The sequence below is a fragment of the Coralloluteibacterium stylophorae genome (assembly GCF_018122625.2).
GTDB lineage: Bacteria > Pseudomonadota > Gammaproteobacteria > Xanthomonadales > Xanthomonadaceae > Coralloluteibacterium > Coralloluteibacterium stylophorae.
Genome location: NZ_JAGQFT020000004.1, coordinates 254,318 through 278,261 on the forward strand (window position 1 = coordinate 254,318; position 23,944 = coordinate 278,261).

Genomic DNA, 23,944 nt, shown 5'->3' on the forward strand with positions numbered 1-23,944 from the left:
CAGCGGCCGCTCAGACCGCCTCGACGCCGGGCAGTCCGAACACGAAGTCCACGCCGAACAGCGTCGTCGGGGTATGGAAGCCGGTCCCGTGCGCGAGGCCGCAGCGCAGGCGGCCGACTGCGGCCAGGGCCGCCTCGACGGTGAAGTCGTAGGCGTTGGGCAGGCGCAGGCGCAGGCTGGCGGCATTGCCGCCGGCGTCGCGGATCTCGCCCCAGACCATGGCGCCGTGCCGGCGCCGGGCCTCCGCGTCCGGCCCGCGCAGCCGCGCGAGGAGATGGCGGTGCAGCATCCGGCGCAGGGCCGGCACGCGCGCGAGCACGGCCAGCGGCCGCAGCCGCCGGATCCAGCGCGCGCGCCGCGGCGGCGTCGCCATGAACACCTCGACGTCGGGAATCCCGGTGGATACCCCGGCGGTGTAGAGGTCTCCCCAGGGCACGCTGATCGCGCAGCGACGCCGCTCCGGTTCCCCCTGCGCCTGCGGCGGACAGGCGAACTCGCGCAGCGTCGCCGCCAGCGGCACCTCGCACAGCGCTCCGGCGCGCCGCACCCGTCCGCCCGCGGCGAGGCCCTCGATCAGGGTGCCGACGGTGCCCGGGCTCGGCCGGCCGCGCGTCTCGAAGGCGAGCACCAGCGACGTCGCCGCCGGCACCGCCCGGTGCAGCCGGGCGCCGACGCCGTCGGTGGCGGTGACGTCGAATCCCACCCCCGGCAGCACCACCACGCCGCGGGCACGGGCTTCCGCGTCCAGCGCATGGCAATGGGCGAAGACGTCGATCTCGCCGCTGAGATCGAGGTAGTGCACGCCGCGCTCGAGGCAGGCGCGCAGCAGCGGCGGGCAGGTGCGGGCGAAGGGACCGGCGCAGTTGAGCACCAGGCCGATCCCGTCGAGGGCGTGCGCCATCCCGGGCGCATCGTCGAGCGCGAACACGCGGTCGCGCTGCGACAGCGTGCGCGCCATCGTCCGCACCGCGTCGCCGCGCCCGGCGAGCACCGGGCGCAGGCCGCGCCGCACCGCCTGCGCCGCGACGAGGCGCCCCGCGTAGCCGTTGGCGCCATAGATCATCCAGTCCATATGGTTCTCCGTCGGGCGAACCGGCGCGCCCCCTGCGCGCGCATCGAGCATAGCCGCGCCGCGCGCCGATGGTGCACTGCAGCGTCGGCGCTCCGGACCGCAGCGCGCCGGCAGCGGCCCGGGCGGCGGGGTGTAAAGTCGCAGGCCGCCCTTCCGGATGCCGACCATGATCGACCTGCACTACTGGCCGACGCCCAACGGCCACAAGATCACGCTGATGCTCGAGGAGACCGCCCTCGAGTACGCGATCCACCCGGTCGACATCAGCGCCGGCGAGCAGTTCCGGCCGGAGTTCCTGAAGATCGCGCCGAACAACCGGATGCCCGCCATCGTCGACCATGACCCGCCCGGCGGCGGCGCGCCGGTGAGCGTGTTCGAATCCGGCGCGATCCTGCTCTACCTGGCGGAGAAGACCGGACGCTTCCTGCCGCGCGACCTGCGTACGCGGGTGCAGGCCCTGGAGTGGCTGTTCTGGCAGATGGGCGGGCTGGGGCCGATGGCCGGCCAGAACCACCATTTCACCCAGTACGCGCCGGAGAAGATCCCGTACGCGATCGACCGCTACGTGCGCGAGACCGCGCGCCTGTACGGCGTGCTCGACCGCCGCCTCGCCGGCCGCGCCTTCATCGCCGGCGACGACTACACCATCGCCGACATGGCCGCCTACCCGTGGGTGGTGTCGCACGAGAAGCAGGCGCAGGACCTGGCCGACTTCCCGGAGGTGAAGCGCTGGTTCGAGGCCATCGCCGCGCGTCCGGCGACGCAGCGCGCCTACGCCCGCGGCGAGGGCCTCGCGCCCCGCCACGCCAGCAGCAGCCCCGAGGCGCAGAAGGCGATGTTCGGCAACGCGCCCAGGCCCTGACCGCCCATCGACCGGAGACTCCACCCCGCATGCGCTTCGCCCTTCCGCTGCTCTGCATGACCCTCGCCGCCTCCGCCCTCGCCGCCCCGCCCGCCGCCGAACCCGAGCGCCTCACGCTGGAGGCGATCACCGGCGACGCCTCGCTGTCGGGCCCGTCGCTGATGAAGCCGAGGATCGCGCCCGACGGCTCGCGCGTGACCTTCCTGCGCGGCCGCGACGACGACCGCAACCGGCTCGACCTGTGGGAGTACGACATCGCCTCCGGCCAGACCCGGATGCTGGTCGATTCCAAGGTCGTGCTGCCCGGCGAGGAAGTGCTCTCGGATGCCGAGAAGGCGCGCCGCGAGCGCCAGCGCATCGCCGCCTACTCCGGCATCGTCGAATACCAGTGGGCGCCCGACGCGCGCCGGCTGCTGTTCCCGCTCGGCGGCGAGCTCTACCTCTACGATCTCGCCACGCGCGGCGACGGCGCGGTGCGCCGGCTCACCCACGGCGAGGGCTTCGCCACCGACCCGAAGGTCTCGCCGCAGGGCGGCTGGGTGAGCTTCGTGCGCGACCGCGACCTGTGGGTGATCGAGCTGGCCTCCGGCCGCGAGATCCGCCTCACCACGGACGGCAGCGAGACCGTCGGCAACGGCGTGGCCGAGTTCGTCGCCGACGAGGAGATGGACCGCCACACCGGCTACTGGTGGGCTCCGGACGATTCGGCCATCGCCTTCGCCCGCATCGACGAGTCCGGCGTGCCGGTGCAGAAGCGCTACGAGATCTATCCCGACCGCACCGAGGTCGTGGAGCAGCGCTATCCGGCGGCGGGCGATCCGAACGTGGCGATCGGCCTGAACGTGATCGCCATGGTCGACGCCGGCGACACCGCCGCGATCCGCCCGGTCGACCTCGGTCCGGACCCGGACATCTACCTCGCCCGCGTCGACTGGATCGACGGCGACCGCCTCGCCTTCCAGCGCCAGAGCCGCGACCAGCGCCGGCTCGACCTCGTGCTCGCCGACCTCGACGCCGGCACCCAGCGCACCCTGCTGAGCGAGACCAGCGACACCTGGATCAACCTCAACGGCATCTTCCGCATGCTCGCCGGCGGCGAGACCTTCCTGTGGGGCTCGGAGCGCGACGGCTTCCAGCACCTCTACGTCTACGGCCTCGACGGCCGCCTGCGCCGCCAGCTCACCGAGGGCGAGTGGATGGTCGAGGACGTGCTCGGCATCGACGCCGAGGCCGGCACCGTGTTCTTCAGCGCGACCCGCGCCTCGCCGCTGGAGCGCCACGCGTATTCGCTGCCGCTGGCCGGCGGCGAACCGCGGAGGCTCACGGAGGAGCCGGGCTGGCACGAGATCGAGTTTGCCGACAACGCCAGCGTCTACGTCGACAGCTGGTCGAATCCGCAGACCCCGCCGCAGACCGTGCTCCACCGCGCCGACGGCCGCGTGATCGACACCCTGGTCGACAACGATCTGGACGACCCCGAGCATCCCTACGCGCGCTTCCGCGCCGCGCACCGGCCGGTCGAGTTCGGCACGATCACCGCGGCCGATGGCGAGACGCCGCTGCACTACAGCCTGATCCGCCCGACCGGCTTCGACCCGGCCGGGCAGTACCCGGTGGTGGTGCTGGTCTACGGTGGCCCGGCCGCGCAGACGGTGCGCCGGACCTGGGCGCCGGACTTCAACCAGTACCTGGCCCAGCACGGCTACGTGGTGTTCTCGCTGGACAACCGCGGTACGCCACGGCGCGGCCAGGCCTTCCTGTCGGCGCTGCACCGGCGCCAGGGCACGGTCGAGGTCGACGACCAGCGCGCGGGCGTGGCCTGGCTGCGCGCGCAGCCCTGGGTCGACGACGCCCACATCGGCGTCTACGGCTGGTCCAACGGCGGCTACATGACCCTGATGCTGCTGGCCCGCGCGTCCGACGACTACGCCTGCGGCGTGGCCGGCGCGCCGGTCACCGACTGGGCGCTCTACGACACGCACTACACCGAGCGCTACATGGACCTTCCGGACGCCAATCCGGACGGCTACCGCGAGGCGCGCGTGCTCGAGCACCTGCCGGGCCTGACCTCGCGGCTGCTGCTGATCCACGGCATGGCCGACGACAACGTGCTGTTCACCAACTCCACCCAGCTGATGAGCGCGCTGCAGAAGCAGGGCACCGCGTTCGAGCTGATGACCTATCCCGGCGCCAAGCACGGCCTGCGCGGCAGCGACAGCCTGCACCGGCTGCGCTTGACCGCGGATTTCTTCGACCGCTGCCTGACGCCGCAGTGATGCGGCGCGCCGGCGGCGGGTTCAGCCTTCCGCCGGCGCCGCGGCCGCCTGCGGGCGGTGGCTGGACTGCAGCGCGTGCAGGCGCCACAACGCCCCCGGGTCGCCGAGCAGGGCGCCGCGCGCGCCGGCATCGAGTGCGCCCAGGCCGTCGCCGCGGCCGGTCTGGACCAGCGCCGGCAGCCGCGTGTGCGGGGCGTCCAGCCCACGTCGGCGCCCGTTGGCCCCGGCGCAGAGCATGGCGTTGAGGGTGGCGTCGCCGACCGCGTCCTCGAACGCCGGCTCCGGCCGCGCCTGCGCGCGCGCGAGCTCCTCGCGCATCCAGCCCAGCTCCTTCGGCGGCCGGGTCTCCTCGGGCACCAGGAACAGGCCGAAGCGGCGGGTGACGCGGCCGAGCGTGACGCTGCTCGACACCACCGACAGCGGGATCGACAGCGCCATCGCGCCGGCCACCGGCAGCAGCCACAGCGCCAGCGCTGGATTGAGGTGGATGGCGTAGGCCAGCCAGGCGATGCCGATCACCGTCTGCGGCAAGTGCTGGCGGATCGCCAGGCCCCACGGCGTGGCCGCGTCGTCGCGCGAGGGCGAGGTCCACTTGCCCTTGATGCCGAGGATCGTGGCGATCACGAACTGGGTATGGAACAGCATCCGCACCGGCGCCAGCAGCGCGGCGAACACCGTCTCCAGCACGATCGACAGCGCCAGCCGCATGCGCCCGCCGAACTCCTTCGAGCGCCGGAACACCACCATCAGCAGCGCCAGCACCTTGGGCGCGAACAGCAGCACCATCGTCGCGGTGAACAGCGAGATGGCGGCGGTCGCATCCCAGTGCGGCCAGTCCGGATAGAGCTGGTTGGGCTCGGTGAAGTACACCGGCGTGGTGTTGACCTGGTGCGCGAGCAGACCGGTGGAGATCGCCAGGAACAGCAGCCACAGCGGCGACGACACGTAGGCGAGCGCGCCGATCACGAACATCACCCGGTGCGCCGAATAGATGCCGCGCGCGAACAGCAAGCGCATGTTCTTGAGGTTGCCGCCGGCCCAGCGCTTGTCGCGGCCGAGCTCGTCGAGCAGGTTCGGCGGCAGCTCCTCGTAGCTGCCCTCCAGGTCGTAGGCGATCCACACCGCCCAGCCGGCGCGGCGGATCAGCGCGGCCTCGCAGAAGTCGTGCGACATCACCTCGCCGGACAGGAAGCCGCGGCCCGGCAGGCGCCCGAGCGCGCAGTGGTCCATGAAGGGCCTGACCCGGATGATCGCGTTGTGGCCCCAGAAGTGCGATTCGCCGAGCTGCCAGAAGCACAGGCCGGCGGTGAACAGCGGCCCGTACACGCGCGAAGCGAACTGTTGCGCGCGCGCATAGAAGGTCTCGCGCCCCATCGGGTGCGGCACGGTCTGGATGATGCCGGCGTTGGGCCTGGCCTCCATCATCCGCACCAGGGTCGCCAGGCAGTCGCCGGTCATGATGCTGTCGGCGTCGAGCACCACCATGTAGCGGTAGTCGCGGCCCCAGCGCCGGCAGAAGTCGGCGATGTTGCCGCTCTTCTTCTTCACCCGGTGCCGGCGCCAGCGGTAGTGCAGGCGGCCGTGCGCGTCGAGGTCGGCGCAGGCGCGGCGCCAGGCGTCGATCTCGGCGACGCGGGTGTCGGGGTCGCCGGAATCCGAGAGCACGTAGAAGTCGAAGTGCGCGAGCACGCCGGCCTCGACGACCGAGCGGTAGGTCGCGCGCAGGCCGGCGAACACCCGCGCCACGTCCTCGTTGGCGATCGGCATGACGATCGCGCAGCGCGCGTCGGCGGCGATCGCCCCCGCCTCGTGGCCCTGCTTCGACATCGACAGGCCGTCGCCGCGGATCAGGGCCAGGACGAAGCCCGCCACCGCGCTCCAGAAGCCCGCCGACAGCCACAGGAACAGCACCGCGAACATGGCCAGCGTCGCCATCTCCAGCGGCTGGCGGCCGCCGTAGGGCAGTGCCTGCGCCATGGCCACCACGCCCCAGGCGGTCACCAGCAGGGTCAGGATGGTCAGCACGGTGCGCCGCAGCCGCGCCTGGGTCTGCCAGGGCCCGCGCGGGTCGGGCGAATCCACGACCGGATCGCCGCGGCGGCTGAACGGGCTGGTCCAGATCGTGCGCAGCGGCCACGTCCGCGCCACCATCGTGCCGCGGTTGAGGCGCGGTCCGAGTCGCAGCAGCGGGCGCCCGGCCGCGTCCTCGTCCCGCACCGGCGCAAGGTCGGCCGCGGCGTCCAGGCGGGCGCGGATGTCGCGCACGGCGTCGCTCTCGTGGGGGGCGGGGGTGCTCAGGGCGGGCCTCGTTCGGACGGATCGGGATGGGGCGAGGCGGCTCACTGCTGCCGCGGCAGCAGGTAGCTCCAGGTTTCCGACACCTGCTCGCCGTCCAGGCGCAGCAGGCCGCGCATCTCGACCGGGCGGGCGAGGTCGAGGTGACGCACGCGCAGATGCAGGCGCCAGCCGCCGGTGACCTCGTTGCGGTACACGTTCTGCGCCACGATCTGGCCGTTGTCGTTGGTCCACAGGTCGGCGCTGACGTGCGCCTCGGCATCGAGCGGCTCCAGCGCCGGGCCGACGAAATCGACCGTGAAGGCATGCTCGTTCTCGCCGACCGGGCCGTACCCGGTGCCGCGGCGGGTCTGCAGCACCCAGGCATCCGGCGGGCGCGCCTCCTCCTGCATCTGCCAGCTGATGCTGTAGTCCAGCGCCAGCGGCTCCTCGGCGCCCGCATCGGGAAGCGCGCGCGGCATCCAGAACACGACCACGTTGTCGTTGGTCTCGTCGGGCGAGGGGATCTCCACCAGCCGCACCACGCCCTCGCCCCAGTCGCCCCTGGGCTCGACCCAGGCGCTGGGGCGCAGTTCGTAGCGCGCCTCGAGATCCTGGTAGTGCGAGAACGCGCGGTCGCGCTGCATCAGGCCGAAGCCGCGCGGGTTGGTGGTGCTGAAGCTCGAGACCTGCAGGTGCACCGGGTCGACCAGCGGCCGCCACAGCCATTCGTCGCTGCCGGCGTGGACCGACAGGCCCTCGGAATCGTGCACGGCGGGCCGGTAGTCCTCGCGCGGCGGCGGCTGGTTGTCGCCGAAGAAGAACATGCTGGTCAGCGGCGCGATGCCCAGCACCCTGACCGGCTCGCGCAGGAACAGCCGCGCGCTGACCTCCATCACCGTGGAGGCGCCCGGGCGCACGACGAAACGGTAGGCGCCGGTGACCCGGCGCGAGTCCATCAGCGCATACACCGTGATCGCCTCCGACTCGCGGGCCGGGTGCTCGAGCCAGAACTCGCGGAACTGCGGGAACTCCTCCCCGCTGGGTTCGGCGGTATCGAGCGCCAGGCCGCGGGCGGAGAGGCCGTAGCGCTGGTCCCTGCCGATCCCGCGGAAGTAGGTGGCGCCGAGGAAGCTGAAGACCTCGTCCTTGTAGTCCGGCGTGTTCATCGCCGCGTGCACGCGGAAACCGGAGAAGCCCGCGCCCTCGAGGGCTTCCGGCGCGAGGCGGTTGCGGCCGTAGTCGAACAGCGACGGCGCGTAGCGGATCTCGCGCACGCCCGAGGCGCTGACCTCGTTGATCCGGATCGGCGCGCGGTACTGCGAACCGGCGTGGAAGAAGGCGACCTCGAACGGCAGGCCGGTGGCCCGCCACAGCATCGACTCCGGGCGGTAGCGGATGTCGCGGAGCTGGTCGTAGTCGAGGCCGGCCAGGGCGTCGCTGATGGTCGCCTCGGGCGCCGCGTAGGGCTCGGCCGCCAGCTCGCGGGCGCGCTCGGTGACATCCTGCAGGCCGAACGCGGCCGCCGGCCCGGCGGCGCCCGCGCAGACCGCGAGGGCGATCAGGAGGTGCGCGACGGCACGGACGCGGGCGGGGCTTGGCATGCGGCGACTCGTCGGGCGGAGAAGCGCCAGACTATAGCGGGGCGTTGCGGCAACGCATCATGAAGTCGCCGGCCTGCTCAGCCGCGCGTGCGGCCCGCCCCCTCCAGCAGGTCGCCCAGGACCTCCGCCAGCTTCTCGACCGTGCCCGGCTTGCGGATCACCGGCACCTCGCGGTGCTCGGGCGGGATCATGACCCGGTCGTGGTAGCCGGTGGCGAAGGCGAACGGCAGCCCTTCGCGCGCCAGCCGCTCGGCGACCTCCTTCGAGCTCTCCGTACCCAGGTGCACGTCGATCACCGCCGCCTGCATGCCGCCGGCGTCGAGGATCCGCATCGCCTCCTCGACGCTGCCGGCGATCTCGACGTTGCGCGCGCCGAGCCTGCGCAGCGCATGCTCGGTGTCGAGCGCGATCAGCATGTTGTCCTCGACCACCAGGACCGACAGGCCCTCGACCACCGCCGGCAGCGCACGCTCCGGTGCGGGCGCGGCGGCGGCGGGCGCCTGCTGGCGCAGGTAGCGCGCCGGCACCACGAACTCGCCCTCGACGCCGTCCGCCAGGTAGCGCACCTCGGCCTCGCCCTGCAGCTCGTGCGGGATCGCGCGCCGGATCAGGGTCGAGCCGAAGCCTTCCGCCGCCGGCGGCGACACCGCCGGTCCGCCGCTCTCCTGCCAGGCGATGCGGCAGTCGCCGCCCGCGGTGAGCGCCCAGCTCACGCGCAGCCGGCCTTCCGGCCGCGACAGCGAGCCGGACTTGGCCGCATTGGTCGCCATCTCGTGCAGCACCAGCGCCAGCGCCGAGCGCGCCTTGGCATCGAGCAGCACCGTCGGTCCCTCGATCTCGAACCGACCCGGACGCCCGTGGTAGGGGCGCAGCTCGGCCTCGACCAGGGTGCGCAGCTCGCCGACCTGGGCGCGCTGGTCGAACTGGTCGTGCGCGAAGGCCAGCGCGCGGATGCGGCCCTCGAGCGTCTCCACGAACTCCTGCACGTCGCCGGCGGTGTCGGCGCTGTGCAGGATCATCGACTGCATCAGCGCCAGCAGGTTCTTGACCCGGTGGTTGAGTTCGGCGATGACGAGTTTCTGGCTCTCGCCGGCGGCGACGCGCGCCGAACTCGCCTCGTCCGAGCGCAGCGAGCGCAATGCGACCAGGGCGCTGCGCAGGCGCTCGGCCACGCGACGCTCCGCCGCGGTCCACGGCGCGCTCTGGCCGCGCACCGTCTCCTTCCAGGCGCCGAAGCTCGCGCGCGGCGACAGCTTGCCGCTGCTGTCGGTCTGGTAGGGCCGGTTCGGGTCGCCGGCCCAGGTCACCGTCTCCACCAGCTCGCGGCGGAACAGCAGCAGGCAGTCGCCGGGCGCGGCGCCGAGCGGAATCGCGAGGGCGCCGGCGGCGGCGTGCGCCCAGCCATGGGCCTCGTCGAGCAGGTCGGCGAGCCGGTGCGAAGCCGGCAGTTCGTCGCCGCCACCCTGCGCGAGCGCGCGCACGATCCCCGGGATCGCCGCCTCCGGCGGCATGCTGCCGCTGCCGTGCCAGCGGCCGCCGAGCCACAGCCCGGCACCGTCGCAGGGCACCAGCCGCTGCAGCAGGTCCAGGTGCTCGGCGAGCACGCCGAAGGGGTCCTCGGCCGCGTTCAGCCCCACCATCGCCTCGTCGTGGACGATGCGCGCGCGCGATTCGTAGTCGAAGTCGGCCGCGCGCTCGCGCGAGGCGACCTGCATCGAATAGAACATGCCGAACAGGTCCGCCGCCGCGCGCACGTCCATCGGCAGGCGCCGCGGCGTGGCGTGGTGGCAGGCGATGAGGCCCCACAGCTCGCCGTCGCACAGCACCGACACCGACATCGAGCCGGTCACGCCCATGTTCTTCAGGTATTCCAGGTGCACCGGCGCGACGCTGCGCAGCGCGGTAAAGCTGAGGTCCAGCGGGCGGTCCTCGTGGTCGCGCGCGGGCACGATCGGCACCGGCTCGTAGGTCGCGTCCGGGATCAGGCGCACGCGGTTGCGGCGGTAGAGCTCGCGCGCCTGCGGCGGGATGTCCGACGCCGGGTAGTGCAGGTCGAGGTAGCTGTCGAGCCCGGCACGCCTGGACTCGGCAATGACCTTGCCCGAGCCGTCGTGCAGGAAGCGGTAGATCATGACCCGGTCGAAGCCCAGCAGCGCGCGCATCTGCTGCGCGGCGCGGGCATGGAACTCGGTCATGTTCCGGGTGCCGGCGAGGCGTCCGATCATGGCCTGCGCCAGCACCAGCGGCGACTGCGTGCGCAGGTGCGAATGCTCGGCCGGTTCGATCTCCACGTGCAGGTGCGGACCGGCGCGGTGCACCGAGATGTCGCACAGCCGCGCGCTGGGGCCGAAGTTCGCCTGCGCGGCGCGCTGCTGCCCGGCCTGCTCGCCGCCGCCGGCGGTCACCGCGTTGCCCAGCGAGTGCAGCACTTCGCGCGGCAGCCAGCTCGCCAGCGAGCTGCCGACCAGTTCGTCCAGCGGCACGCCGAACAGCTCGGTCGCATTCAGCGAGACGTGCCGGATCGTCCACTCGGGCATGGACACCGCGACCAGCCAGCCGTGCGGCTGGATCGCACCCGAAAGATGGATCGGGGCGCGGGCGCAGGCCCGCAGCTCCGCTTCGAGGTTCATCGTCGTCTGGTCGCTGTTCATCGCGCGTCCCGCCGTTCCTGTTGTTCCTGCAGATGCTCGATCACCGCCGCGAACGCGCCCCGTGCCGAGGCCGTCAGCGCATGCTCCTGGGTCGCATCGAGCGCCGCCGCGTCCAGGCGCGAGAGGAAGGCGCGCCAGCGCTCGGGCGCGGCGGCATGGCGCTCCAGGAAGGACGTCGCGCGGTCCGCGGGCGCGCCCAGCGCGCGCACCTGCGGCAGCAGCATGCGCGCGCCCAGGGCCGAGCCCTCGACCACGTACAGCAGGCCCAGCGCAGCGCCCGCGCCGTCGATCGCGAGCGCCGGCAGCGGCGCGTCGTCATCGGCGTCGCCCAGCGCACGCAGGTCCGCGGCGATCAGCGACGCACGCCGCTGCGGCGCCCAACCCGGAAGCAGACGTTCGGCCTCCGCGCGATCGAGTCCGGCCTCGGCGCGGCGGTGGAAGCGATGCATCGCCCGCAGGAAGGCGCGGTAACCGTCGAGCGTGGTCGTGGCGCCGAGGGCGTCGGCCAGCGCCTCCGCCCGTTCGTGCGGCGCCTGCGTCTGCGCACGCAGCCGCGCGTGCCGCACGCCGTCTCCGGCTGCGGGCGTGGCGACATGGCGCTGTTGGGGGCTGGGAGACGTGGCGCGCTCCGACGCGGAAATGACTGCGAATGGTACCCGGCTCGCCGGCGCATCCGGGCACAGGTCTTCACGCGATCCTTCACGGCGCCCCGGGCTCGCGCCCGTCAGCGGGCGAGCGTCACCCACGCCGGCGCATGGTCGGACGGCCGCTCCCAGGTCCGCGGCTCGCGGTCGATGCCCGCCGCCGCGCAGCGCGCGCGCAGCGCCTCCGATACCAGCACCAGGTCGATGCGCAGGCCGAGGTTGCGGCGCAGGCCGCCGAGCCGGTAGTCCCACCACGAGAAATGCCCCGCCTCCTGCTGGTGCAGGCGGAAGCTGTCGTGCAGGCCGAGGTCGAGGAGCGCCCGCAGCGCGTCGCGTTCGGGCGTCGAGCACAGGATCTTCCCGTGCCAGGCCGCCGGGTCGTGCACGTCGCGGTCGTCGGGGGCGATGTTGAAGTCGCCGAGCACCACCAGTTCCGGATGCGCCCGGATCTCCTCCGCGAGCCAGTCCCGCACCGCGGCGAGCCAGCGCAGCTTGTAGTCGTACTTGGGATCGCCGACCGCCTTGCCGTTGACCACGTACAGGTTGACCACGCGCACGCCGTCGATGGTGGCCGCGATCACGCGCTTCTGCTCGTCCTCGAAGCCAGGGATGGCGACCACGCACTCGCCGGCGGGCACCCGCGACAGCAGCGCCACCCCGTTGTAGGTCTTCTGCCCGCAGAACACGCTGCGGTAGCCGAGCGCGGCGATGTCGGCATCGGGGAAGCGCGGATCGTCGAGCTTGGTCTCCTGCAGCCCGACCACGTCCGGCTGCGCCTCGACCAGCCACTGCTTGAGGTGCGGCATGCGCACGTTGAGGGAGTTGACGTTCCAGGTGGCGATTTTCATGGCCGGGATTGTGGCGGGCGGAGGGCGAGGTCGGAAAGGTGGCGATCCCTGCGTTCGCGAAGGCGGGATTCGGGAATGGGAAATCGGGAATGGAGGGTTGCCGCGAGTCGCAGGGCTCGCATCCCTCGAAGGCCGCGTTCGGTGCACCGGCCGCCGCTACCATGCCGCGGTGCAGGTCCCCATTCCCGCTTCCCGATTCCCGGCTCGCCCATGGACTTCCGCTCCGACACCGTCACCCGTCCCACCCGCGCCATGCGCGAGGCCATGTCCGCGGCCGAGGTCGGCGACGACGTGTACCGCGAGGATCCGACCGTGGCCGCGCTCGAGCGACGGCTGGCGGCGGAGGCCGGGCTGGAGGCGGGCCTGTTCGTACCGAGCGGCACGCAGTCCAACCTGCTGGCGCTGATGAGCCACTGCGAGCGCGGCGACGAGTACCTCGTGGGCATGGACGCGCACGCCTACCGGTACGAGGGCGGCGGCGCGGCGGTGCTGGGCGCGATCCAGCCGCAGCCGATCCCGCAGGGCACCGACGGCCGCATCCCGCTCGATGTCGCGGCGGCGATGATCAAGCCGCTCGACCCGCACTTCGCACGCACGCGACTGTTGTGCCTGGAGAACACCTGGCACGGCCGCGTGCTGCCGCTCGACTACCTCGCCGAGGCTGCAGGCTTCCGCACGCGGCACCGGCTCGCGCTGCACCTGGACGGGGCGCGCGTGTTCAACGCCGCGGTCGCGCTCGGGGTGCCGCTGCGCGAGATCACCCGGCACGTCGACAGCGTCTCGATCTGCCTGTCGAAAGGCCTGGGCGCACCGGTGGGTTCGGTCCTGCTCGGCGCGGCCGGCTTCATCGAGCGCGCCCGGCGCTGGCGCAAGGTCGCCGGCGGCGGCTGGCGCCAGGCGGGACTGCTCGCCGCCGCCGGGCTGCACGCGCTCGACCACCACGTAGCGCGCCTGGCCGACGACCATCGCCGCGCCGCGTGGCTGGCCGCCGGGCTGCGCGATGCGCCCGGCCTGGCGGTGACCGCGCAGCACACCAACATGGTGTTCATCGAGCTGCCGGCGGAGCGGCTCGAGGCCTTCCGCGCGCACGTCGAGGCGCACGGCCTGCGCCTGTCGGTCGGCACCCTGCCGCAGATCCGGCTGGTCACCCACCTGGACATCGACGACGCCGCGGTCGAGCGCTCGGTCGCCGTGCTGCGCGCCTTCGACGCGGGCTGAGCCGGCGACGGCCGGATGCGCGGGCCCGACCGGCGCGCGCATCGCGCCCCCCGCCTGGGCCAGAATCGCCGATCCCGCAGGCCCGCCTGCATCCGGAGACGCACGCCTTGCACTACCGCGGATCGCTGCACCGACCGCCGCGCCGGCGCTGGCTGTGGCGCCTCGTCGCCGTCCTCGCCCTGCTGTGGCTGGCCTCGGCGCTGTGGCAGGCGTTCAAGCCCCTTCCCGACGGCCTCGCCGTGACTGCGCCGCTGCGCGCCGTCGGCGATGTCCGCTTCCTCGCCGACACCACCTGGACCGACCCCGACGGCAACCGCCACAGCGAGCAGGCGATCTTCGACGAGGCGCTGGCGATGATCGACCACGCGCAGCGGCTGATCGTGGTGGACATGTTCCTGTTCAACACCTTCGCCGGTGCCGACACGCGGCCGCTGCGGCCACTCGCCCGGGAGCTGACCGACGCCCTGATCCGTCGCCGGCAGGCGCTGCCCGACATCGAGATCGTGCTGATCACCGACCCGGTGAACACGGTGTACGGCGGCGTCGAGGCCAGGCACCTGGCCGACCTGGAGGCGGTCGGCGTGCGCGTGGTGACCACCGACCTCGACCGCCTGCGCGCATCGAACCCGCTGTGGTCGGGGCTGTGGCATCCCTGCTGCAGCTGGCTCGGCAACGATACCCGCGGCGGCTGGCTGCCGAACCCCTTCGGCGCCGGCGAGGTCACCCTGCGCAGCTGGCTGGCGCTGGCGAACTTTCGCGCCAACCACCGCAAGACCCTCGTCGCCGACGACGGCGAGGGCTGGGCCGCGCTGGTCACCTCGGCCAATCCCCACGGCGCCAGCGCCGCGCACGGCAACGTCGCCCTGCGCTTCAGCGGCGCGGCCGCGATCGACCTGCTCGCCACCGAGCGCACCGTCGCGCACTGGGCGGGCGTGGCCATTCCCGGTCCGCAGCCTGCGGACGCGGCGGACGCCGACGCCGCGGTGCGCCTGCAGGTGCTCACCGAGTCGGGCATCCGCGAGGCGCTGCTCGACAGCCTGCGCCGCGCGCAGGCCGGCGACCGGATCGACGTCGGCGTGTTCTACATCGCGCACCGGGACCTCGTGCGCGAGCTCCTCGCCGCACAGCGCCGCGGCGTCGCCCTGCGCGTCCTGCTCGATCCGAACCGCGACGCCTTCGGGCGCAGCAAGAACGGCATCCCCAACCGCCAGGTCGCTGCGGAGCTGCACGCCGCCGGGGTCCCCGTGCGCTGGTGCGATACGCATGGAGAGCAGTGCCATGCCAAGTTCCTGCTCAAGCACCGCGACGACGGCGTGGACGTGCTGCTGCTGGGCTCGGCGAACTACACGCGCCGCAACCTCGACGACCTCAACCTGGAAACCTCGGTGCGCCTGATCGGCGACGCGAACACGCCCGCGTTCGTGGACGCTGCAGCCTGGTTCGACCAGGCCTGGAGCAATGCCGACGGGCGTCGGCTGAGCCTGCCGTACGCGGCCTACGCCGACGAGTCCTGGCTGAGACGAGCGTGGTACCGGCTCGCCGAGGCGACCGGCCTGTCGACCTTCTGAGCCAGGCATGGGCAGCGCCGCCGACGGCATCGACACCCCGCGCACGCGGATCGCGCCGCTGCGGCCGACGGATGCGGACTTCGTCGTCGCCCTGCTCAACGCGCCCTCGTTCCTGCGCTTCATCGGCGACCGCGGCGTCCGCGACCGCGCCGACGCGCTGCGCTGGATCGCGCAGGGTCCGATGGCCAGCCACGCGCGCCACGGCTTCGGCCTGGACCGCGTCGCCCTGCGCGACGACGGCACCCCGATCGGCATCTGCGGACTGCTGCGGCGCGACGGCCTGGACGCGCCGGATCTCGGCTTCGCCTTCCTCGAACCCTGGCAGGGCCGGGGCTTTGGCCGCGAATGCGCGGCGGCCGTGTTGCGCGACGCGCACCGGCGGCTCGGACTCGACCGGGTGCTCGCGGTCGTGGCGCCGGGCAATGTCGCCTCGCTCGCCCTGCTCGCGCGGCTGGGCTTCGCCGCCGCCGGCGTCTGGCGCGCGCCCGCGGGGGGCGACCTGCTGCATCGGCTGGAGTGGACGGCCGCTCACGGCCTGCGCGCACTCGCGCGGCTAGCGTGACCGGCACCTGCCGGAGCCGCCCCATGTTCGACTGGATCACCGACGTCATCGCCAATCTCGGCTACATCGGCATCGCCCTGCTGATGCTGCTGGAGAACCTGTTCCCGCCGGTGCCGTCGGAGGTGATCATGCCGCTCGCCGGCTTCGTCGCCGCCCGCGGCGATCTCAACATCGTCGGCGTGGTGGTCGCCGGCGTCGCCGGCACCGTCGCCGGCACCCTGCCCTGGTACTGGCTGGGCCACCGCTTCGGCGAGAAGGGCCTGCACTGGATGGCACGGCGCCACGGCCGCTGGCTGACACTGTCGGAGGACGACGCCGACCGTGCGGTGCAGAGCTTCCGCCGGCATGGCGTACTGGCGGTGTTCCTCGGCCGGCTCGTGCCGGCGATCCGGACCGTGATCTCGGCGCCGGCGGGCGTGGCGAAGATGCCGCTGGCGAAGTTCCTGTTCTGGACCACGCTCGGCAGCGCCCTGTGGGCTACCGCCCTCGCGCTCGCGGGCTATTTCCTGCAGAGCCAGTACGAGAAGGTCGCCGACTACATGGACCCGGTGTCCAAGGGCGTGCTGGTGCTGATCGTCCTGGCCTACGTCTACCGGGTCGTGACCTTCCGTCGCAAGGCGCACTAGCAGCGCGCTTCACGCGCCGCGCCGGAGGAGCGGCTAGCCTCGATCCTCCCGCCCGTCCGGAGGTCCGCATGCACGTCCTCGTCGCCGGCGCGCACGGCCGGACTGCGCGACTGCTGCACCCGCTCCTGCTTGCGCGTGGCCACGCGGTACGCGGCCTGGTCCGCGATCCACGCCAGTCGGCTGCGCTGCAGGCGCTCGGAGTCGAGCCGGTGGTGGTCGACCTCGACGCCGGCGATGGGATCGACGGGGCCGCCGCCGGCTGCGAGGCGGTGGTCTGCGCGGCCGGCGCAGGGCCCGACGACCATCGCCTCGAGCGGCACGCGATGGACCGCGACTGCGTGCTTCGGCTCATCGCCGCCGTGCGCCGCACCGGCATCCGCCGTTTCGTGCTGGTCGGCGCATTGGGGGCCGACAGGCACGGGCACGGCCACGGCGTCGCCGCCGCCTACCTTCGCGCCCGCGCCGAGGCCGATGCCGCGTTGCGCGCCAGCGGCCTGGACTACACCATCCTCCGCGCCGGCCCCCTGACCGACACTCCGGCGGTGGGCCGCATCGCGCTGTCGGCGCAGCTGCCGCGCGCGCCGCTCGGTCGGGCCGACCTCGCGGCCACGCTGGCGGAGACGCTGGACCGTCCGGAGACGGTTTGCCGGCAGTGGGACGTGACCTTCGGTGGCCTCGCCATCAAGGCGGCGATCGGCGAGGCCACCCGCTCGCACTGGGCCTTCAGCTCGCCGCGGCACTGATCGCAGGCGACCGGTGCCGCGGCGTCCGCGTCAGCGCGAGCGCTTCCTGGCCGTCGCGGTGCCGGTCGAGCGCCCGGATGCCGACTTCTTCGCCGTCGACTTCTTCGCCGTCGACGTCTTCGTACCCGACTTCGCTGTCTTCTTCGCAGACGACGTGCGCGCGGCGGTCCTGCCGCTCTTCTTCGCGGCGCCCTTCTTCGCCGCGCTCTTCTTCGCGGCGCTCTTCCTGGCCGCGCCCTTCTTCGCAGTCGCCTTCTTCGCCGCGCTCTTGCGGCTGGCGCTCTTCTTCGCCGTGCCCTTCTTCGCGGCGCTCTTGCTGGCCGCACCCTTCTTCGCAGTCGCCTTCTTTGCCGCGCTCTTCTTCGCCGTGCTGCGCGTGCCGGCACTCTTGGCTGCGCGCGTCGTGGCCGCTTTCTTCGCCGCCGCCGAACGCGTGCCGGCGCCCTTCGTCTTCGCTGCCTTCTTCGCGGCGGCGGAGCGGCTCGATGCGGAACGCTTGGCGGCCGCGCTCCGCGCCTGCTTCGACAGCGACTTCTTCGACGCCGCGGAATGCCCCTCGCGCTTGAGCGCCTTGGTGGTCGCGCGCGAGCGCTTGGCGGAGGTCTTGCTGCTCTTCCTGCTCGCCGCCCGATCCTGGGTCGCCTTCTTGCGGGTGCTCTTGGACGCGCCCTTCTTCGGCGGCGGCAGGTCGACGCCGTCGCGCCGCGCTTCCGACAGGCCGATCGCGATGGCCTGCTTGCTGCTGCGCGCGCCGTGCTTGCCCTCGCGCACGTGATCGATCTGCTCGCGCACGTACTCGCCCGCCTGGGTGCTGGCGGACTTGCCCTCGCGCTTGTCCTTGGCCGCGCGCTCGCGGGTGCGTTTCTCCGGCATCTGGTGAGCCCTCCGTCTCGTGTTCGGATTGGTCGGTGCACGCATCGCATGCGGATGCACCGCGGCCCATTGCAGGACGCGCGCCATCACCATGACGTGATCGCGCTCAGGTCGCGGAGCGCTGTTCGGCCTTCTGCGGCGCGATCTCCCTGCCCGCCTCGCCGCGCCCGGCCATCTCCGCACCGGCATCCGCGGGCAGCCGCCACAGGATCAGCACCGACGTCGCCGACACCAGCCCGACCACCGCGAACGCGATCTCGAAATTGACCAGCGCGTGCGCCGGCGTGCCGGTCACGGCGCCGGCCGTCTGCAGCGCGAAACCGCCGAGCGCCACACCGGTGGCCAGCGAGACCTGCTGCAGCATCCCGGCCAGGCTGGAGGCCTGGCTCATCCGCGGCGGATCGACCTCGGCGTAGGCGATGGCGTTCAAGCTGGTGAACTGCAGCGAGCGGAAACAGCCGGTGACCAGCAGCACCGCGATGATCAGCGCATGCGGCGTGTCCGGCCGGAACAGGCCGTAGCCGGCCAGCATCGCCGAGGCGACGATCGCGTTGGCCACCAGGATGCGGCGGAAGCCGAAGGTGCGCAGCACGCGCGCGGCGATGGTCTTCATGAACAGCGCGCCGGCCGCCGAGGCGAAGGTCAGCAGGCCGGCCTCGAACGGGCTCAGGCCGAAGCCGAGCTGCAGCATCAGGGGCAGCAGGAACGGCGTTGCGCCGATGCCGATGCGGAACAGCGAACCGCCGAGCACGCCCGCGCGCAGCGTCGGCAGGCGGAACAGGCCGAGGTCGATCAGTGGATGTGCATGCCGGCGCGCGTGCACGAAGTAGCCCGCGAGCGCGACCAGGCCGACGCCGAGGCAGCCGGCGGCCAGCGTCGTCGGCACCAGGTGCTGGCCGAGGGTGGAGAAGCCGAAGATCGCCAGGCCCAGGCCGCCGCCGGAGAGGGCGAAGCCGAGCCAGTCCAGCGGCGGCGGCGGCTGGCGGAGGTCGGGGATGTAGCGGCGCGCCAGCCAGATGCCGGCGATGCCGATCGGCAGGTTGATCAGGAAGATCCAGCGCCAGTGCGCGTAGGTCGAGATGAAGCCGCCGAGCACCGGCCCCAGCATCGGCCCGACCAGGGCCGGCACGGTCAGCCAGCTCAGCGCCTGCACCAGTTCGCTCTTGGGCACCGTGCGCAGCAGCACCAGGCGCCCGACCGGCACCATCAGCGCGCCACCGCTGCCCTGCAGGAAGCGCGCGGCGACCAGCTCCGGCAGCGTGCCGCTCGCCGCGCAGCACAGCGAGCCGGCGAGATAGGTGCCGATGGCGAGCATGAAGGTGGTGCGCGCGCCGAAGCGGTCGGCGACCCAGCCGCTGGCGGGAATGAACACCGCCAGCGCGAGCAGGTAGGTGGTGAGCGCGAGCTTGAGCGCGACCGGCTCGGTGCCGAGGTCCGCGGCGATCACCGGCAGCGACGTCGCGATCGACGTCGAGTCCATGTTCTCGATGAACAGCGCGCAGGCGACGATCAGGGGCAGCAGCCGTGCGGGCCTCATCGATACTCGATCCTCGGCAGGGGGCCGCGCATCATCCCAGGGCCGGCGTGCACGCAGGATGTCGCCGCTGCAGCCGCCCTTGGACCGACGGAACCGGCATGCGCGCGGCTGTTGGTAGGAGCGGCTTCAGCCGCGACCTCGTCGTTTGGATTACCGGGCGCGGTCGCGGCTGAAGCCGCTCCTACGGAAGGCGCCGGCTCCGCGGGCTAGGCGGCCAGACCGTAGCTGCGCAGCAGCGCCCCGGGCTCCGGCTCACGGCCGCGGAAGGCGACGAAGCTCTCCAGCGCCGGCCGCGAGCCGCCGACGGCGAGGATCTCGCGACGGAAGCGCGCGCCGGTCTCGGCGTCCAGCACCTGCCCGCCCGCGGCCGCGGCCTCCTCGAACGCGGCGAACGCGTCCGCCGACAGCACCTCGGCCCACAGGTAGCTGTAGTAGCCCGCCGCGTAGCCGCCGGCGAAAACGTGGGTGAACGCGTGCGGGAAGCGGTGCCACGCCGGCGGCCGGATCACCGCCACCTCCTCGCGCACCGCATCCAGGATCTCCAGCGCACGCGCGCCGCGCGCCGGGTCGAACTCCAGGTGCACGCGGAAGTCGAACAGCGCGAACTCGAGCTGGCGCACCAGGAACAGGCCGGCGTGGAAGTGCCGCGCCGCCAGCATCTTGTCGTACAGCGCCTGCGGCAGCGGCTCGTTGGTCTCGTGGTGGCGCGCGAACAGGTCGAGCGTCTCGCGTGCCCAGGCGAAGTTCTCCAGGAACTGGCTCGGCAGTTCGACGGCATCCCACTCGACGCCACCGATGCCGCCTACGCTCGGCCAGCTCACCTCGGTCAGCAGGTGATGCAGGCCGTGGCCGAACTCGTGGAACAGGGTCAGCACGTCGTCGTGGGTCAGCAGCGCCGGGCGCCCGCCCGACGGCGGCGCGAAGTTGCACACCAGGTAGGCAACCGGCTTCTGCTCGGGCCCCTGCGGATCCTCGACGTCGCCGCGGATGCGGCCGCGGCACACGTCCATCCAGGCGCCGCCGCGCTTGCCGTCGCGCGCGTAGACGTCGACGTAGAAGCCGGCGCGCACGCTGCCGTCGGCGTCGAGCACGTCGTAGTAGCGCGCGTCGGGATGCCAGCGGTCGACGCCCTCGCGCTCGCGCAGGCGCACCCCGAAGGCGCGCTCGGCGACGGTGAACAGTCCCGCGATGGCGGCGTCGAGCGGGAAGTAGGGCTTGATGTCCTCGTCGCTGAAGTCGAAGCGCCTGGCGCGAAGCTTCTCCGACGCCCAGGCCACGTCCCATGGCTCCAGCCGGTCCAGGCCGAGCTCGTCCTTCGCGAACTGCGCGAGTTCGGCCAGCTCGCGTTCGGCCACCGGCTTCGCCTTCGCCGCCAGTTCGCGCAGGAAGCCGAGCACGCGCTCGGGCATCACCGCCATCTTGTCGGCGAGCGAGAGGTGCGCGGCGGATTCGAAGCCGAGCAGCCGAGCGGACTCGTGGCGCAGGGCGAGGATCTCCTCGATACGCTGCGAGTTGTCGTACTTCGCGTCGTGCGGCCCCTGGTCGGAGGCGCGCGTGGCCGAGGCGGTGTAGACCTCGCGGCGCAGGTCGCGGTCGTCGGCATAGGTCATCACCGCCTGCACCGCCGGGCCCTTGAGTGTCGCCAGATGCCCGTCGCTGCCCTTGTCCTTCGCCGCCTGCGCGAGGATGGCGCGCGCCGAGTCCGGCAGCCCGGCGAGCTCGGCCGCGGTCACCGGCCGCGTCCAGGCGTCGGTGGCGTCGAGCACCGCCTCGCCGAACTCGGTGGACAGCTTCGACAGCCGGTTCTCGATCTCGGCGAAGCGCGCGCGCGCGTCGCCTTCGAGGGCGACGCCGGAGAGACGGAAATCGCGCAGGCTGTCCTCGACCAGGGTCTGCTGGGCGCGGTCGAGCGCGGCGAAACTCCCGCTCCCGCGCAGCGCCTGCACCGCCTCGAACAGCGCCCGGTTCTGGCCCAGCTCGGTGGCGAAGTCGGTCAGCGCCTCCTCGGCATCGGCATGGACCTCGCGCAGCTCGGGCGAATCCTTGACCCCGTGCAGGTGGCCGACCGGCGACCACACGTGCTCCAGTCGTGCATCCCAGCGCTCGAGCGGCGCCATCAGGGTCTCGAAGCTGCGCGCCTGCGGGTCGGCAACGAGCCGTTCGACCGCCGAGCGGTAGTCGGCGAGGACCGCATCCACCGCCGGCCGCACATGCGCCGGGGTGATCGCGGAGAAGGCGGGAAGTGCGCCGGCGGCGAGGAGCGGGTTGGGCGTTGGGGTCGTCATCGCCCGAAGGTGGCGGGGAAGGCGGGGCAATTCAAGGGTGGAGGCACCGGGCGAGGGGCATCCGGCCGGGCATGGCGCATGGGAAGCGGGCACGCACACGGGTGCGTCGCCATCTCCGATTCCCGAGCCCCGAGCCCCGCCCGCCCCGTTTGGACCCGGTAGCATCGCCCGCACCGTCACCGCCGAGCCCGCCATGCCACCCATCCGCCCCTTCCTCGAGCACCTGCCGCAGTGCGGCGAGCGGGTCTACGTCGATCCGATGGCGGCCGTGATCGGCCGGGTGAAGCTGGCCGACGACGTCTCGGTGTGGCCGGGCTGCGTACTGCGCGGCGACGTCAACCGCATCGAGATCGGGGCACGCACCAACATCCAGGACGGCAGCATCGTGCACGTCACCCACGAGGGACCGTACACGCGCCCGGGTGGCATCCCGACGATCGTCGGCACCGACGTCACCGTCGGGCACGGCGTGATCCTGCACGCCTGCACCATCGAGGACGCCTGCCTCATCGGCATGCGCGCCAGCCTGCTCGACGGGGTCACGGTGAAGCGGCACGCCTTCGTCGGCGCCGGCGCCCTGGTGCCGCCGGGCAAGACGGTCGGCGAGGGCGAGCTGTGGCTCGGCAATCCCGCCAGGAAGGTGCGCCTGCTCTCCGACCGCGAGATCGAGAACCTGCACTACTCGGCCGCCCACTACGCGCGGCTGAAGGACCGCTACCTCGGCATGGGCGTGGGCGCAGTGGCCGCCTCGAGCGCGCCGAGGTAGTCCAGCGCCTGCCTGCGCGAGCGTCCGCACATCGACGGCTGCGGCCGCAGCGACCCGCACACCGCCGGCCGCTCCGGATGGCCGAACAGGCGGCAGCGCCCGGCCGCATCCAGCTGCACGCAGGGCACCCCCGCCGGCTTGCCCTCCGGCATGCCGGGAATGGGCGTGGAGATCGACGGCGCGATGCAGCACGCAGCGCAGCCGGAACGGCAGTCCATCAGCGATTGATGACGTTGATCGCCGTGTGGCTGGTATAGCCAGGAAAGATCGCCGGGAATCGCGAGCTGTGCACCCCGAGGCGTCGCGCCAGGATCTCCGCCATCACCTGTCGGTAATCGGTGGTCACCGGCACGTCCCCGTAGTAGGGCGAGAGGATCTCCGGATCCAGCCCCGGCCAGCGGCCGAAGAAGCGCCTGCCGTTGACATTGCCACCGATCACCAGCAACGGATTGCCGTAGCCATGGTCGGTGCCGCCGTTAGCGTTCTGGCGGACACGTCGACCGAACTCGGACTGCACCACGACGGTCACCCTTCCGAGACGTCCGTCGCGCTCGAGCTCCTCGTAGAAGGCGTACAGACCGGCCGACAGCTCGGCGATCTTGTTCTGCCAGTAGTGGTAGCCGCTGCCAGCCGTACCCTGCCCCTCGTGCGTATCCCAGCCGCCGAGGTCGATGGTCGCGAAGCGGACACCGAGCCCGGTGCGGATACCTTCTGCGACCGTCCAGAGCTGCTTCGCGAACGTCGACGTCGGCCAGCCCGATGGTGCCGATGGGATCGCCGCCGCCTGTACGACCTTGAGCGCGTGATCCGCGGCCTGGCCCGCACGCGCCAGCGGACCGCTGCCCTGCCAGAGCTTGATCAGCGTCTCGTTGACGCCCACCAGCCCCGCAGGCGAGTTGCTCCGCGTCTGCTGCCACTGCCACGGCCCGGCGTTGAGCTGGAAGTCCGAGGGGCTCGACAGACTGACCGCGTTGGTGGCCCCCATCAGGTTCTGCGGGAGGCCGTTCATCACCGCCAACAGCGGCAGATCGGCCGCCGCCTTGTTTTCCGTGGAATTCGCCCAGGCCCGCGTGATCCACCCCGAGGCGGTCGTCTTGCTGCCGGGCGTGCCGAGGTCGAGATAGGCCTGGGTGTCGAAGTGACTGCGGGACTCGACGGTCCGCAGCCCCGCAGCGTGCACGATAGCCAGCTTGCCGTCGTTCCAGATGTCATGCAGGCCCTGCGCGGAGGGATGCAGCCCGAATCCCGTGGCCTGTCCGCTGGAGGTCGTCAGCGCGAGGGCCCCGTATGCGCCCGAGGTCGCGATCGACAGCGACGGCCGCGCCTGTTCGTAATGCACCCGATCATCCCCGCTCACGGGCAGAACCAGATTCAGCCCATCGAATCCACCGCGCAGGAAGACGTGGATGAGCGTGTCGTGCTGATCCGAGGACGGTGCCGCGATCAGCATGCCTGGGCTGATGGAGCCAAGCGCGAACGCGGCGCCGCAGCCCTTGAGGAAGTCCCGGCGCGAGACGGTCGACATGGTTGGGCTC

General features: G+C 72.5%; 18 protein-coding genes and 1 pseudogene. 8 read left to right on the forward strand and 11 right to left on the reverse strand.

Going from position 1 to position 23,944, the window contains the following annotated elements; translation table 11 throughout:
* Nucleotides 1-10 precede the first annotated feature (10 nt).
* Nucleotides 11-1,072, reverse strand: coding sequence for a saccharopine dehydrogenase family protein (locus KB893_RS07865; RefSeq protein WP_211925612.1), 1,062 nt, complete (start codon nucleotides 1,070-1,072; stop codon nucleotides 11-13).
* Between the two features lie 166 nt (nucleotides 1,073-1,238).
* Between KB893_RS07865 and KB893_RS07870 the strand changes: the two genes are divergently transcribed.
* Both KB893_RS07870 and KB893_RS07875 read left to right on the forward strand, forming a co-directional pair.
* On the forward strand, nucleotides 1,239-1,934 hold the full coding sequence (locus tag KB893_RS07870) for a glutathione binding-like protein (protein ID WP_211925613.1): 696 nt from the start codon (nucleotides 1,239-1,241) through the stop codon (nucleotides 1,932-1,934).
* 29 nt (nucleotides 1,935-1,963) lie between these two features.
* The gene (locus KB893_RS07875; RefSeq protein ID WP_211925614.1) at nucleotides 1,964-4,210 is read left to right on the forward strand and encodes a S9 family peptidase; all 2,247 of its coding nucleotides are present in this window, start codon (nucleotides 1,964-1,966) and stop codon (nucleotides 4,208-4,210) included.
* A 21-nt stretch (nucleotides 4,211-4,231) separates the two neighbouring features.
* Here KB893_RS07875 and mdoH read toward each other — a convergent pair whose 3' ends face one another.
* The 5 genes from mdoH to xth form a co-directional block, all read right to left on the reverse strand.
* Nucleotides 4,232-6,475 carry a glucans biosynthesis glucosyltransferase MdoH gene (mdoH, locus tag KB893_RS07880; protein WP_211925615.1) on the reverse strand — a complete coding sequence of 748 codons (2,244 nt, stop codon included), beginning with the start codon at nucleotides 6,473-6,475 and terminating at the stop codon, nucleotides 4,232-4,234.
* Nucleotides 6,476-6,549: 74 nt separating this feature from the next.
* A complete protein-coding gene (locus KB893_RS07885; protein WP_211925616.1) occupies nucleotides 6,550-8,088 on the reverse strand; it encodes a glucan biosynthesis protein G in 1,539 nt (512 codons plus the stop codon).
* 77 nt (nucleotides 8,089-8,165) lie between these two features.
* A complete protein-coding gene (locus KB893_RS07890) occupies nucleotides 8,166-10,739 on the reverse strand; it encodes an HWE histidine kinase domain-containing protein (protein ID WP_211925617.1) in 2,574 nt (857 codons plus the stop codon).
* Nucleotides 10,736-11,305, reverse strand: coding sequence for a biliverdin-producing heme oxygenase (locus tag KB893_RS07895; protein ID WP_211925618.1), 570 nt, complete (start codon nucleotides 11,303-11,305; stop codon nucleotides 10,736-10,738). Before KB893_RS07895 ends, KB893_RS07890 begins: the two co-directional genes overlap by 4 nt.
* Nucleotides 11,306-11,463: 158 nt before the next feature.
* Nucleotides 11,464-12,231 (reverse strand): exodeoxyribonuclease III, encoded by a 768-nt coding sequence (xth, locus tag KB893_RS07900; RefSeq protein ID WP_211925619.1) that lies wholly within the window; start codon nucleotides 12,229-12,231, stop codon nucleotides 11,464-11,466.
* A 210-nt stretch (nucleotides 12,232-12,441) separates the two neighbouring features.
* Here xth and ltaE point away from each other — a divergent pair, with 210 nt between their 5' ends.
* From ltaE to KB893_RS07925, 5 genes are all read left to right on the forward strand, one after another.
* Nucleotides 12,442-13,449, forward strand: coding sequence for a low-specificity L-threonine aldolase (gene ltaE, locus KB893_RS07905; RefSeq protein ID WP_211925620.1), 1,008 nt, complete (start codon nucleotides 12,442-12,444; stop codon nucleotides 13,447-13,449).
* Between the two features lie 107 nt (nucleotides 13,450-13,556).
* Entirely contained in the window at nucleotides 13,557-15,017 is a 1,461-nt protein-coding gene (locus KB893_RS07910; RefSeq protein ID WP_211925621.1) for a phospholipase D-like domain-containing protein, read from the forward strand.
* Between the two features lie 7 nt (nucleotides 15,018-15,024).
* Complete coding sequence (locus tag KB893_RS07915; protein ID WP_211925622.1) at nucleotides 15,025-15,579, forward strand: GNAT family N-acetyltransferase; 555 nt, start codon at nucleotides 15,025-15,027, stop codon at nucleotides 15,577-15,579.
* Between the two features lie 23 nt (nucleotides 15,580-15,602).
* On the forward strand, nucleotides 15,603-16,205 hold the full coding sequence (locus KB893_RS07920; protein ID WP_211925623.1) for a DedA family protein: 603 nt from the start codon (nucleotides 15,603-15,605) through the stop codon (nucleotides 16,203-16,205).
* Nucleotides 16,206-16,273: 68 nt separating this feature from the next.
* Nucleotides 16,274-16,948 (forward strand): SDR family oxidoreductase, encoded by a 675-nt coding sequence (locus KB893_RS07925; protein WP_211925624.1) that lies wholly within the window; start codon nucleotides 16,274-16,276, stop codon nucleotides 16,946-16,948.
* 381 nt (nucleotides 16,949-17,329) lie between these two features.
* Here the strand turns inward: KB893_RS07925 and KB893_RS07930 are convergent.
* From KB893_RS07930 to KB893_RS07940, 3 genes and pseudogenes are all read right to left on the reverse strand, one after another.
* Nucleotides 17,330-17,821: pseudogene (locus tag KB893_RS07930) on the reverse strand (DUF6496 domain-containing protein); the annotation flags it as partial.
* Between the two features lie 106 nt (nucleotides 17,822-17,927).
* On the reverse strand, nucleotides 17,928-19,358 hold the full coding sequence (locus KB893_RS07935; RefSeq protein ID WP_211925625.1) for an MFS transporter: 1,431 nt from the start codon (nucleotides 19,356-19,358) through the stop codon (nucleotides 17,928-17,930).
* A 206-nt stretch (nucleotides 19,359-19,564) separates the two neighbouring features.
* Nucleotides 19,565-21,643, reverse strand: a complete 2,079-nt coding sequence (locus tag KB893_RS07940; protein ID WP_213173599.1) for a M3 family metallopeptidase — start codon at nucleotides 21,641-21,643, stop codon at nucleotides 19,565-19,567.
* Nucleotides 21,644-21,836: 193 nt separating this feature from the next.
* Between KB893_RS07940 and KB893_RS07945 the strand changes: the two genes are divergently transcribed.
* Nucleotides 21,837-22,409 (forward strand): gamma carbonic anhydrase family protein, encoded by a 573-nt coding sequence (locus KB893_RS07945; RefSeq protein ID WP_211925737.1) that lies wholly within the window; start codon nucleotides 21,837-21,839, stop codon nucleotides 22,407-22,409.
* On the opposite strand, the gene KB893_RS07950 is transcribed toward KB893_RS07945, so the two are convergent.
* Together KB893_RS07950 and KB893_RS07955 are read right to left on the reverse strand one after the other, a co-directional pair.
* Nucleotides 22,358-22,627 (reverse strand): YkgJ family cysteine cluster protein, encoded by a 270-nt coding sequence (locus tag KB893_RS07950; RefSeq protein WP_211925738.1) that lies wholly within the window; start codon nucleotides 22,625-22,627, stop codon nucleotides 22,358-22,360. The two genes, KB893_RS07945 and KB893_RS07950, sit on opposite strands and share 52 nt — an antisense overlap.
* The gene (locus KB893_RS07955) at nucleotides 22,627-23,934 is read right to left on the reverse strand and encodes a DUF1501 domain-containing protein (protein ID WP_211925763.1); all 1,308 of its coding nucleotides are present in this window, start codon (nucleotides 23,932-23,934) and stop codon (nucleotides 22,627-22,629) included. The genes KB893_RS07950 and KB893_RS07955 overlap by 1 nt, the downstream gene beginning before the upstream one ends.
* Nucleotides 23,935-23,944: the final 10 nt, after the last annotated feature.

Excerpts from the sequence above, each read along its gene's own strand:
- KB893_RS07865 (WP_211925612.1), bottom strand. The coding sequence starts at position 1,072 with ATGGACTGGATGATCTATGGCGCCAACGGCTACGCGGGGCGCCTCGTC.
- KB893_RS07870 (WP_211925613.1), top strand. The coding sequence starts at position 1,239 with ATGATCGACCTGCACTACTGGCCGACGCCCAACGGCCACAAGATCACG.
- KB893_RS07875 (WP_211925614.1), top strand. The coding sequence starts at position 1,964 with ATGCGCTTCGCCCTTCCGCTGCTCTGCATGACCCTCGCCGCCTCCGCC.
- KB893_RS07885 (WP_211925616.1), bottom strand. The coding sequence starts at position 8,088 with ATGCCAAGCCCCGCCCGCGTCCGTGCCGTCGCGCACCTCCTGATCGCC.
- KB893_RS07890 (WP_211925617.1), bottom strand. The coding sequence starts at position 10,739 with ATGAACAGCGACCAGACGACGATGAACCTCGAAGCGGAGCTGCGGGCC.
- xth (WP_211925619.1), bottom strand. The coding sequence starts at position 12,231 with ATGAAAATCGCCACCTGGAACGTCAACTCCCTCAACGTGCGCATGCCG.
- ltaE (WP_211925620.1), top strand. The coding sequence starts at position 12,442 with ATGGACTTCCGCTCCGACACCGTCACCCGTCCCACCCGCGCCATGCGC.
- KB893_RS07915 (WP_211925622.1), top strand. The coding sequence starts at position 15,025 with ATGGGCAGCGCCGCCGACGGCATCGACACCCCGCGCACGCGGATCGCG.
- KB893_RS07920 (WP_211925623.1), top strand. The coding sequence starts at position 15,603 with ATGTTCGACTGGATCACCGACGTCATCGCCAATCTCGGCTACATCGGC.
- KB893_RS07925 (WP_211925624.1), top strand. The coding sequence starts at position 16,274 with ATGCACGTCCTCGTCGCCGGCGCGCACGGCCGGACTGCGCGACTGCTG.
- KB893_RS07935 (WP_211925625.1), bottom strand. The coding sequence starts at position 19,358 with ATGAGGCCCGCACGGCTGCTGCCCCTGATCGTCGCCTGCGCGCTGTTC.
- KB893_RS07940 (WP_213173599.1), bottom strand. The coding sequence starts at position 21,643 with ATGACGACCCCAACGCCCAACCCGCTCCTCGCCGCCGGCGCACTTCCC.
- KB893_RS07945 (WP_211925737.1), top strand. The coding sequence starts at position 21,837 with ATGCCACCCATCCGCCCCTTCCTCGAGCACCTGCCGCAGTGCGGCGAG.
- KB893_RS07950 (WP_211925738.1), bottom strand. The coding sequence starts at position 22,627 with ATGGACTGCCGTTCCGGCTGCGCTGCGTGCTGCATCGCGCCGTCGATC.
- KB893_RS07955 (WP_211925763.1), bottom strand. The coding sequence starts at position 23,934 with ATGTCGACCGTCTCGCGCCGGGACTTCCTCAAGGGCTGCGGCGCCGCG.